Annotated in this window: 9 protein-coding genes; 6 read left to right on the forward strand and 3 right to left on the reverse strand. The window is 73.1% G+C overall.

All coding sequences use genetic code 11. The annotated features are described in order from the left end of the window. Positions 1-217: 217 nt before the first annotated feature. Positions 218-844, reverse strand: a complete 627-nt coding sequence (locus tag ABZ924_RS37160; RefSeq protein WP_361919922.1) for a hypothetical protein — start codon at positions 842-844, stop codon at positions 218-220. Between the two features lie 271 nt (positions 845-1,115). On the opposite strand from ABZ924_RS37160, the gene purN reads away from it, so the two are divergent. Together purN and purH are read left to right on the forward strand one after the other, a co-directional pair. After that, positions 1,116-1,739, forward strand: coding sequence for a phosphoribosylglycinamide formyltransferase (gene purN, locus ABZ924_RS37165; protein ID WP_361919924.1), 624 nt, complete (start codon positions 1,116-1,118; stop codon positions 1,737-1,739). Then, complete coding sequence (gene purH / locus ABZ924_RS37170) at positions 1,736-3,319, forward strand: bifunctional phosphoribosylaminoimidazolecarboxamide formyltransferase/IMP cyclohydrolase (RefSeq protein WP_361919926.1); 1,584 nt, start codon at positions 1,736-1,738, stop codon at positions 3,317-3,319. Before purN ends, purH begins: the two co-directional genes overlap by 4 nt. 93 nt (positions 3,320-3,412) lie before the next feature. Here the strand turns inward: purH and ABZ924_RS37175 are convergent, their stop codons facing one another. Next, positions 3,413-4,033, reverse strand: coding sequence for a hypothetical protein (locus tag ABZ924_RS37175; RefSeq protein WP_361919928.1), 621 nt, complete (start codon positions 4,031-4,033; stop codon positions 3,413-3,415). Between the two features lie 296 nt (positions 4,034-4,329). Between ABZ924_RS37175 and ABZ924_RS37180 the strand changes: the two genes are divergently transcribed. The 3 genes from ABZ924_RS37180 to ABZ924_RS37190 all read left to right on the forward strand — a co-directional run bounded on the left by ABZ924_RS37180 (position 4,330) and on the right by ABZ924_RS37190 (position 6,964). Beyond that, on the forward strand, positions 4,330-5,193 hold the full coding sequence (locus ABZ924_RS37180) for a bifunctional methylenetetrahydrofolate dehydrogenase/methenyltetrahydrofolate cyclohydrolase (RefSeq protein ID WP_361919930.1): 864 nt from the start codon (positions 4,330-4,332) through the stop codon (positions 5,191-5,193). Beyond that, positions 5,183-5,716, forward strand: coding sequence for a DUF3017 domain-containing protein (locus ABZ924_RS37185; protein WP_361919932.1), 534 nt, complete (start codon positions 5,183-5,185; stop codon positions 5,714-5,716). The genes ABZ924_RS37180 and ABZ924_RS37185 overlap by 11 nt, the downstream gene beginning before the upstream one ends. 258 nt (positions 5,717-5,974) lie before the next feature. Then, positions 5,975-6,964 carry a malate dehydrogenase gene (locus ABZ924_RS37190; RefSeq protein ID WP_361919934.1) on the forward strand — a complete coding sequence of 330 codons (990 nt, stop codon included), beginning with the start codon at positions 5,975-5,977 and terminating at the stop codon, positions 6,962-6,964. Between the two features lie 85 nt (positions 6,965-7,049). Here ABZ924_RS37190 and ABZ924_RS37195 read toward each other — a convergent pair whose 3' ends face one another. Then, positions 7,050-7,565, reverse strand: coding sequence for a carboxymuconolactone decarboxylase family protein (locus ABZ924_RS37195; protein WP_361919936.1), 516 nt, complete (start codon positions 7,563-7,565; stop codon positions 7,050-7,052). 47 nt (positions 7,566-7,612) lie between these two features. Here ABZ924_RS37195 and ABZ924_RS37200 point away from each other — a divergent pair, with 47 nt between their 5' ends. Beyond that, on the forward strand, positions 7,613-9,010 hold the full coding sequence (locus ABZ924_RS37200) for a PLP-dependent aminotransferase family protein (protein WP_361919938.1): 1,398 nt from the start codon (positions 7,613-7,615) through the stop codon (positions 9,008-9,010). The last annotated feature ends 172 nt before the right edge of the window (positions 9,011-9,182 follow it).

Here is a 9,182-nt window from a genome sequence, read left to right on the forward strand (position 1 = left end):
TTTCAGCCCGCGCGGCGTTTGAGCGCACCGGGCGCGGAGCGCCCGGGTCTTTCAGCCCCGCCGGGTCCATCCCAGCCCCGCCGGCGTTTGAGGCGTACGGGGTCCGGGCGGAGCCCGGTTTCGGGAAGGGGCGGGGTGGGGAACCGCTCCGCGCAGCGGCAGCGGCAGGCGGCGGCGGCAGGCGGCGGCGGGTTGGGCCCGGGGGCGGTGGCGGGAGCTACTGGCGGACCTTCAGGTACGTGCCCAGGAGGTTGTCCGGGAGGAGGTTGTTGCATTCCAGTTGCCCCGCGCGGGTAAGGGCGTCGTCGCGGCAGATGTAGAAGTCCTTGTAGGCCAGCTGCACGCCGTACGAGCCGAGCGCGAGGACGATCGCCATCGCGGCCGTGACCAGGCCGCTGACCGCCGCCGCCCGCTGCGGCCGCGCGGCGGGGCCGAGGGCCGCCAGGCCGCCCCGGGCCGCCGGGTCGGTCGGGTGCGCCGGGTCCGCCGGGGAGGCGTCCGGGTCCGCGGCCGTCGGGGCCGGCCGGCCGCGCAGGCCGCTGATGCCCCAGTACACCGCGAGCGCCCCCAGCAGCAGCCCCACCGACGGGATCCCGAAGATCCCGAAGAAGAAGCCCCACATGCCGGCGAGCAGCGCGTACCGGGCGCGCCGCTGGATCGGGTCCGTGGGGTCCCACCGCACCGGCCCGCCGGACCCGGTGTCCGGGTCCTGGCCGCCCGGGCCGCGGCCCTCGCGGCCGTCCCCGCCGCTGCGCGGCTGCCACGGCTGGTCGGGCCGGCCCTCCGGCGGAGCCGCGAAGGGGTTGTCGTCGGTGGAGGAGTCGGGCTGACGGCGGTCCGGCATCGAGTGCGTTACTTCCCCTGTGTCGTGGACGTCGAAGTGCGTCGCGGGCTGGGTGCGTTGAAGGGGCGCGCGGTGCCCTCCACCGCGCCGTTTGCGGCGTGTACGCCAGACGCTACCCCTCGGCCGTCCCCCCGTCCCTCGGGGGCTGTCCGGTGTGCCGGTATCGTTGCAGGCGGTCGGTGGCTTCGTAGGGTCCCCCGTATAGCGGGGTGTCGAAGTTTTGTATGACCGCACAAAGACGAACGAGATCCCCGCGAGAAAGGGCCTCTCCATGGCCGCCTCCCGCCTGGTCGTGCTGGTCTCCGGATCCGGCACCAACCTCCAGGCCCTCCTCGACGCCATCGACGCCCACCCGGGCGGAGCCGAGGGCTTCGGGGCCGAAGTCGTCGCCGTGGGGGCCGACCGCGAGAACATCGCGGGCCTCGAGCGGGCCGAGAAGGCCGGGATCCCCACCTTCGTGTGCCCGGTGAAGGCCTACGGCAGCCGCGAGGAGTGGGACGCCGCGCTCACCGAGGCGACCGCCGCGTACGCGCCGGACCTCGTCGTCTCCGCCGGGTTCATGAAGATCGTGGGCAAGGCGTTCATCGACCGCTTCGGCGGCCGCTTCATCAACACCCATCCCGCCCTCCTCCCCGCCTTCCCCGGCGCCCACGGCGTCCGGGACGCCCTCGCGTACGGCGCGAAGGTCACCGGCTGCACGGTCCACTTCGTGGACGCCGGCGTGGACACCGGTCCGATCATCGCCCAGGGTGTGGTCGAGGTCAGGGACGAGGACGACGAAGCCGCTCTGCACGAGCGCATCAAGGAAGTCGAGCGCCAGCTGCTCGTCGACGTCGTGGGGCGCCTGGCCCGGCACGGCTACCGCATTGAGGGACGAAAGGTAACAATCCAGTGACCGCCGTAGAGAGCAGCACCACCTCGTCGAAGCGACCGATCCGGCGCGCGCTCGTCAGTGTCTACGACAAGACGGGACTGGAGGAGCTGGCGCGCGGCCTGCACGAGGCGGGCGTCGCGCTCGTCTCCACCGGCTCCACCGCCTCCCGGATCGCCGGGGCCGGCGTGCCCGTCACCAAGGTCGAGGAGCTGACCGGCTTCCCCGAGTGCCTCGACGGCCGGGTCAAGACCCTGCACCCGCGCGTCCACGCGGGCATCCTGGCCGACCTGCGCCTGGAGGACCACCGCAACCAGCTCGCCGAGCTGGGCGTGGAGCCGTTCGACCTGGTGATCGTCAACCTGTACCCGTTCCGGGAGACCGTCGCCTCGGGCGCCACCCCCGACGAGTGCGTCGAGCAGATCGACATCGGCGGCCCGTCCATGGTCCGCGCCGCCGCCAAGAACCACCCGTCGGTCGCCGTCGTCACCAGCCCCGCCCGGTACGCCGACGTCCTCGCCGCGGCCCAGGGCGGCGGCTTCGACCTCGCCGCCCGCAAGCGCCTGGCGGCCGAGGCCTTCCAGCACACCGCCGCGTACGACGTCGCCGTGGCCTCCTGGTTCACGAACGCGTACGCCCCGGAGGACGGCGAGGCCGCCCTGCCCGAGTTCCTGGCCGGCGCCTGGGACCGCAAGGCCGTCCTGCGCTACGGCGAGAACCCGCACCAGGCCGCCGCCCTCTACACGGACGGACAGCCGGGCGGGCTCGCCAACGCCGAGCAGCTGCACGGCAAGGAGATGTCCTTCAACAACTACGTGGACACCGAGGCCGCCCGCCGCGCCGCGTACGACCACGACGAGCCCTGCGTCGCGATCATCAAGCACGCCAACCCGTGCGGCATCGCGGTCGGCGCGGACGTCGCCGAGGCGCACCGCAAGGCGCACGCCTGCGACCCGCTGTCGGCGTTCGGCGGTGTCATCGCCGTCAACCGCCCGGTGACCGTGCAGCTCGCCGAACAGGTCGCGGAGATCTTCACCGAGGTCATCGCCGCCCCCGCCTACGAGGAGGGTGCGGTCGCGATCCTGGCGAAGAAGAAGAACATCCGCGTCCTGCGCGTCGACGGCAGCCCGCACCAGCCGGGCGACCTCAAGCCCATCTCGGGCGGCGCGGTCCTCCAGCAGAGCGACGTGTTCCAGGCCGAGGGCGACGACCCGAAGAACTGGACCCTCGCCACCGGCGAGGCGCTCTCCGCCGAGGAGCTCGCCGAGCTCGCCTTCGCGTGGAAGGCCTGCCGGGCCGTGAAGTCCAACGCGATCCTGCTGGCCAAGGACGGCGCCTCGGTCGGCGTCGGCATGGGCCAGGTCAACCGCGTCGACTCCGCCAAGCTCGCCGTCGAGCGGGCCGGCGCGGAGCGGGCGCAGGGCTCGTACGCCGCGTCCGACGCCTTCTTCCCGTTCCCGGACGGTCTGGAGATCCTGACCGCCGCGGGCGTCAAGGCCGTGGTCCAGCCGGGCGGTTCGGTCCGCGACGAGCAGGTGGTCGAGGCCGCGAAGGCGGCGGGCGTCACCATGTACTTCACCGGCACCCGCCACTTCTTCCACTGACACTGGCACTGGCACTGCGCACGGCGAAGGCCGCGTCCCGCATCGCTGCGGGGCGCGGCCTTCGCCGTCGAACCGTTGTCGTGCCTGCCGGGATCAGTACCGCGGACGGTTGAACCAGGCGACCGAGTCCTTGTTGACCGCGGCGACGAGGATGAGCACGCCGATGGCCAGGCCGAGGACACCGCCGACCATCGAGGGGCCGGTGGCGCCGTTGCCGCTCAGGTTCGCGAAGTTGGACAGGCTGCTCAGCAGGAACAGCACCGCGTACACGATGGTCGTGATGCGGGTGGCGTTGCCGCCCTTGCCGAACTTCACGCCGAGGACGATCGCCCAGACGGCGAACGCGATGGCGATGAACGCGATGAGGGCGATCAGGCCGGCCGCGGCGTCCGAGGTCGAGGAGCTGGTGGAGCTGCTGCTGGAGACGAAGGCGGCGCCGAGGAGGGCGAACACGCCGACGAGCAGCTGGATGCCCGCGATGATGAAGAGGAACACGCGCGCCGTCTTCAGCAGGCCCGGCATCTGCATCGGAACGCCCGGGTAGCCGCCGGGGCCGCCCGGGTACGCGGGGTAGCCCTGGGGAGCGGCCTGCTGCGGGTAGGCGTAGCCGCCCTGCTGCGGGTAGCCCTGCGGGGCCTGCTGCGGGTAGCCGTATCCGGGCTGGCCCTGCGGGGGCTGCTGCCCGTACGGGTTGTTCGGGTCGCCGAAACTCATGGTCGGGTGTTCCTCCGTGGAAGTGCGGGGACGCACGGCACGCACGGAGGTGGTACTGCGATGTTCTGCGGTCCGCCCCCCGGCACTGCCCGCGGCACTCTTTGTCCCGTCATCGTCGGCCGATCGGGGCGGACTTGTCCAGCGGCTTTGCGACCGGCCGGTCACTTGTTGTGCAAGTGCAATGAATGTTTCAAGGCTGTGGCAATCGGCCGAACCGGGCCGCCCGGCCGGATGCCTTGACGGGCACGGGCGGACACGAGTGGAACCGGGGGCACCCCATCCGGGAGGATGGGTCCATGACCGCCCAGATTCTCGATGGCAAGGCCACAGCCGCCGCGATCAAGTCCGAACTGGCCGCCCGTGTGGCGGCCCTCAAGGCCCGGGGCGTCACCCCCGGACTCGGCACCCTGCTGGTCGGCGACGACCCGGGCAGCCGCTGGTACGTCAACGGAAAGCACAAGGACTGCGCCGAGGTCGGCATCGAGTCCATCCGGCGGGAACTGCCCGCGACGGCCACCCAGGAAGAGATCGAGGCGGTCGTTCGCGAGCTGAACGAGGACCCGGCCTGCACCGGCTACATCGTGCAACTCCCGCTGCCCAAGGGCATCGACACCAACCGGGTCCTGGAGCTGATGGACCCGCTGAAGGACGCCGACGGCCTGCACCCGATGTCGCTGGGCCGGCTGGTGCTGAACGAGCCGGGCCCGCTGCCCTGCACCCCGTACGGGATCGTCGCCCTGCTGCGCCGCCACGGCGTGGAGATCAACGGCGCGCACGTCGTCCTCCTGGGCCGCGGCATCACGGTCGGCCGCTCGATGGGCCTGCTGCTGACCCGCAGGTCCGAGAACGCCACCGTGACCATGTGCCACACCGGCACCCGCGACCTGCACGGGCTGCTGCGCCAGGCCGACATCATCGTCGCGGCGGCGGGCGTGCCGCACCTGGTCAAGCCGGAGGACGTCAAGCCGGGCGCGGCCGTGCTCGACGTGGGCGTCAGCCGCGACGAGGCCGGCAAGATCGTCGGCGACGTGCACCCCGGGGTCGCCGAGGTGGCCGGGTGGATCTCGCCGAACCCGGGCGGCGTCGGGCCCATGACGCGGGCGCAGCTGCTCGTCAACGTCGTCGAGGCGGCGGAACGGACGATCTCCAGTGCAGGCTGAGCAGGACCGGGAGCGCGGGGCGGCGAACGGGGCGAAGAACGGGACGCCGCGCGGGGCGCAGGACGGCGCCGAGAACGGGGCCACGCCCCCGCAGGCTGCCGCGGAGAACGGGGCCACGCCCCCGCAGGCCGGCGCCGCCCCCAAGTCGCGCCGCTTCCCCGCCGTCACCCAGGACACCGCCCGCCCCGAGGGCGCCGGCCGGGCCGCGCCCGGCGATGCGCTCGCGGCCCGGCAGTGGCCGATGCTCAGCGTGCTCGCCGCGACCGCGGCCGGGCTGTTGTGCACCGCGCTCGGCCACCCGCGGATCGGCTGCCTGGTGATCGGCGTGGCCCTGATGGCGGCCGCGGTGCTGCGGCGCGTCCTGCCCGACGTGGGCATGCTCGCCGTGCGCTCCCGGTTCACGGACATGGTCACGTACGGGCTGCTCGGCGTGGCGATCACGCTGCTCGCGCTGGTGGTGGAGCCCAAGCCCTGGCTGGAGCTGCCCTTCCTGGAGAACGCGGCCCGCTTCACCGTCAGGTAGCCGCCGCAGAGCCGCCGGACGGCCCCGATCCACCCGTCCGGGCGAGCCCGGCAGGCGAATTGCGGGGGCGCATCCGGGCTCCCGCCTTCGAACTCCCGGTCCGTGTGCCGCGCACCACACGGACCGGGGGGTTGGGCCGCTTGGGAGTCGGATAGCCTGACGCCGGATGTCTCTTCACGTCAAGATTCGCAGGGAAGCGGCGTCCGCCAGCACATGGGGCAGGGACGCCCCACCGCCAGCTGTCTAACGGAGAAGGCCATGACCCGCACTCCTGTGAATGTCACCGTCACCGGCGCCGCCGGCCAGATCGGCTACGCGCTGCTCTTCCGCATCGCGTCCGGTCACCTGCTCGGCGCGGACGTGCCGGTCAAGCTCCGCCTCCTGGAGATCCCCCAGGGCCTGAAGGCCGCCGAGGGCACCGCCATGGAGCTCGACGACTGCGCCTTCCCGCTCCTGAAGGGCATCGACATCTTCGACGACCCGAACAAGGGCTTCGAGGGTGCCAACGTCGCGCTGCTCGTGGGCGCCCGCCCGCGCACCAAGGGCATGGAGCGCGGTGACCTGCTCTCCGCCAACGGCGGCATCTTCAAGCCGCAGGGCAAGGCCATCAACGACCACGCCGCGGACGACATCAAGGTCCTCGTCGTCGGCAACCCGGCCAACACCAACGCGCTCATCGCGCAGGCCGCCGCCCCGGACGTCCCGGCCGAGCGCTTCACCGCGATGACCCGCCTGGACCACAACCGCGCGATCTCGCAGCTGGCGCAGAAGACCGGCGCCGACGTCACCGACATCAAGCGCCTGACCATCTGGGGCAACCACTCGGCGACCCAGTACCCGGACATCTTCCACGCGGAGATCGCCGGCAAGAACGCCGCCGAGGTCGTCGACGACCAGGCGTGGCTGGCCGACCAGTTCATCCCGACCGTCGCCAAGCGCGGCGCCGCGATCATCGAGGCCCGTGGCGCGTCCTCGGCCGCCTCCGCCGCCAACGCCGCCATCGACCACGTCCACACCTGGGTCAACGGCACCGCCGCGGGCGACTGGACCTCCATGGGCATCCCGTCGGACGGCTCCTACGGCGTCCCGGAGGGCCTGATCTCCTCCTTCCCCGTCACCTGCAAGGACGGCAAGTACGAGATCGTCCAGGGCCTGGACATCAACGAGTTCTCCCGCACCCGGATCGACGCCTCCGTGGCGGAGCTCATCGAGGAGCGCGACGCGGTCCGCGAGCTCGGCCTCATCTGATCCCCGCGATCTCTTCCACGACGGGAAGGCCCCGGCGCACGTGCGCCGGGGCCTTCCCCGTTCCCGCGGGCGGGTGCCGCGCCGATCAGTGGTTGTACATGCCGGGCGTGTAGTGGCCCGGGACCATGCGGGTGGTGACGGCCACGCGGTTCCAGACGTTGATCGTCGCGATCACGGCGATCAGCTGGGCGAGCTCCTTCTCGTCGAACTGCTTCGCGGCCCGCTCGTAGACCTCGTCGGGCACGAAACCGTCCGTCAGGACGGTCACCGCCTCGGTCAGCTCGATCGCGGCGACCTCCCGCTCGGTGTAGAAGTGCCGCGACTCCTCCCAGGCGCTGAGCTGGACGATCCGCTGCACGCTCTCACCCGCCGCGAGGGCGTCCTTGCTGTGCATGTCGAGGCAGAACGCACAGTGGTTGAGCTGCGAGGCACGGATCTTGACCAGCTCGACCAGGAGCGGGTCCAGCCCCTTCTTGGAGGCGATCTCCAAGGCGACGATGGCCTTGTAGATCTCGGGGACCCGGCCCGCCAGGTTCATGCGGGGGGTGTGCTCGGCGCAGTGGGCGGCGGTGGCTTCGGGCGTGCTCTCCTGAGTCGTCATGATCATGAGCTTACGGAGCGGGCGGCCCGCCGATATGGTCCAGTTCCATGACGGATTCCCGGGCCACTTTGGGCGTCGACCTGCATCTGGACCTCTCCGCAGGGCGCGGCCTGCGGGCCGGGCTGACCGAAGCCCTGCGCGAGGCGGCGCGCAGCGGCCGGCTGGCCGCCGGGACCCGGCTGCCGTCCTCGCGCTCGCTCGCCGCCGACCTCGGCATCGCGCGCAACACGGTCGCGGAGGCGTACGCCGAACTCGTCGCCGAGGGCTGGCTGACGGCCCGCCAGGGCTCGGGCACCCGGGTCGCGGAGCGGGCCCGGCCGCGCCGGGCCGCGGCCGCCGCCGTCCGGGCCCGGCCGGGTCTGCGCCGGCCGCCCGCGTACAGCCTGATGGCGGGCGCCCCGGACCTCGCCGCCTTCCCGCGCGCGGCCTGGCTCTCGGCGGCCCGGCGGGCGCTGACCGACGCCCCGAACGAGGCCTTCGGGTACGCGGTCGACGCGCGCGGGCGGATCGAGCTGCGGGAGGCCCTGGCCGGGTATCTGGCACGGGCGCGCGGGGTGTACGCCGACCCGGACCGGATCGTGCTGTGCTCCGGCTTCGCGCACGCGCTGACGCTGCTGGCCGGCGTGCTGCGGGCGCGCCGGGTCCGCGAGGTGGCCGTGGAGGGGTACAGCCTCGACGTGCACCGGGAGTTGGTGGAGCGGGCGGGGCTGCGGACGGTGCCGCTGGCGGTGGACGGGGCGGGGGCCCGCACCACCGAGCTGGGCGGGGAGGCGGGGGCCGTGCTGCTGACGCCCGCGCACCAGTTCCCGACCGGCGTCGCGCTCACCCCCGACCGGCGGGCGGCCGCCGTCGACTGGGCCCGGACCACGGGCGGGCTGATCCTGGAGGACGACTACGACGGGGAGTTCCGCTACGACCGCCAGCCGGTCGGCGCGCTCCAGGGGCTCGACCCCGAGCGGGTGGTGTACCTCGGCACCGCGAGCAAGTCCCTTGCGCCGGGGCTGCGGATGGGGTGGATGGTGGTGCCGGCGGGGCTGTTGGACGAGGTACTCGCCGCGAAGGGGCGCATCGACTGGACCTCCAGCGCGCCGGACCAGCTGACGCTGGCGGAGTTCATCCGGTCGGGGGCGTACGACCGGCACGTGCGGGGGATGCGGGTGCGGTACCGCAGGCGGCGCGACGAGTTGGTGGCCGCGGTGGCGGGGCGGGTCGGGGTGTCGGGGATCGCGGCGGGGCTGCACGCCGTGCTGGACCTTCCCGGGGGGACGCAGGATGCGGTGCTGCGGGCTGCGGCCTGGCATGACCTCGGGCTGGAGACGCTGTCGCGCTATGCGCATCCGGATGCGGAGTTGCCGCCCCGCGAAGCCCTGGTCGTCGGGTACGGGACCCCTTCGGCGAGCGCCTGGTCCCCGGCGGTGGCCGCCCTGCTGGCGTCGCTGCCGTGACCTGCGGGTGCCGCTGTCCCGCTGCGCGGAGCCCGTCCCCTCCCCGCCCCTTCCCGAAACCTGGGCTCCGCCCCCGGACCCCGTTCCGTGCGCTTCGCGCCCGGTGCGCTCAAACGCCGCGCGGGCTGGATTTTCCAGCCTCGCCGGCGTTTGAGGCGGACGGGGGCCGGGG

Source organism: Streptomyces sp. NPDC046876, from assembly GCF_040645035.1.
GTDB lineage: Bacteria > Actinomycetota > Actinomycetes > Streptomycetales > Streptomycetaceae > Streptomyces.

Excerpts from the sequence above, each read along its gene's own strand:
- ABZ924_RS37160 (WP_361919922.1), bottom strand. The coding sequence starts at position 844 with ATGCCGGACCGCCGTCAGCCCGACTCCTCCACCGACGACAACCCCTTC.
- purN (WP_361919924.1), top strand. The coding sequence starts at position 1,116 with ATGGCCGCCTCCCGCCTGGTCGTGCTGGTCTCCGGATCCGGCACCAAC.
- ABZ924_RS37175 (WP_361919928.1), bottom strand. The coding sequence starts at position 4,033 with ATGAGTTTCGGCGACCCGAACAACCCGTACGGGCAGCAGCCCCCGCAG.
- ABZ924_RS37180 (WP_361919930.1), top strand. The coding sequence starts at position 4,330 with ATGACCGCCCAGATTCTCGATGGCAAGGCCACAGCCGCCGCGATCAAG.
- ABZ924_RS37190 (WP_361919934.1), top strand. The coding sequence starts at position 5,975 with ATGACCCGCACTCCTGTGAATGTCACCGTCACCGGCGCCGCCGGCCAG.
- ABZ924_RS37195 (WP_361919936.1), bottom strand. The coding sequence starts at position 7,565 with ATGACGACTCAGGAGAGCACGCCCGAAGCCACCGCCGCCCACTGCGCC.
- ABZ924_RS37200 (WP_361919938.1), top strand. The coding sequence starts at position 7,613 with ATGACGGATTCCCGGGCCACTTTGGGCGTCGACCTGCATCTGGACCTC.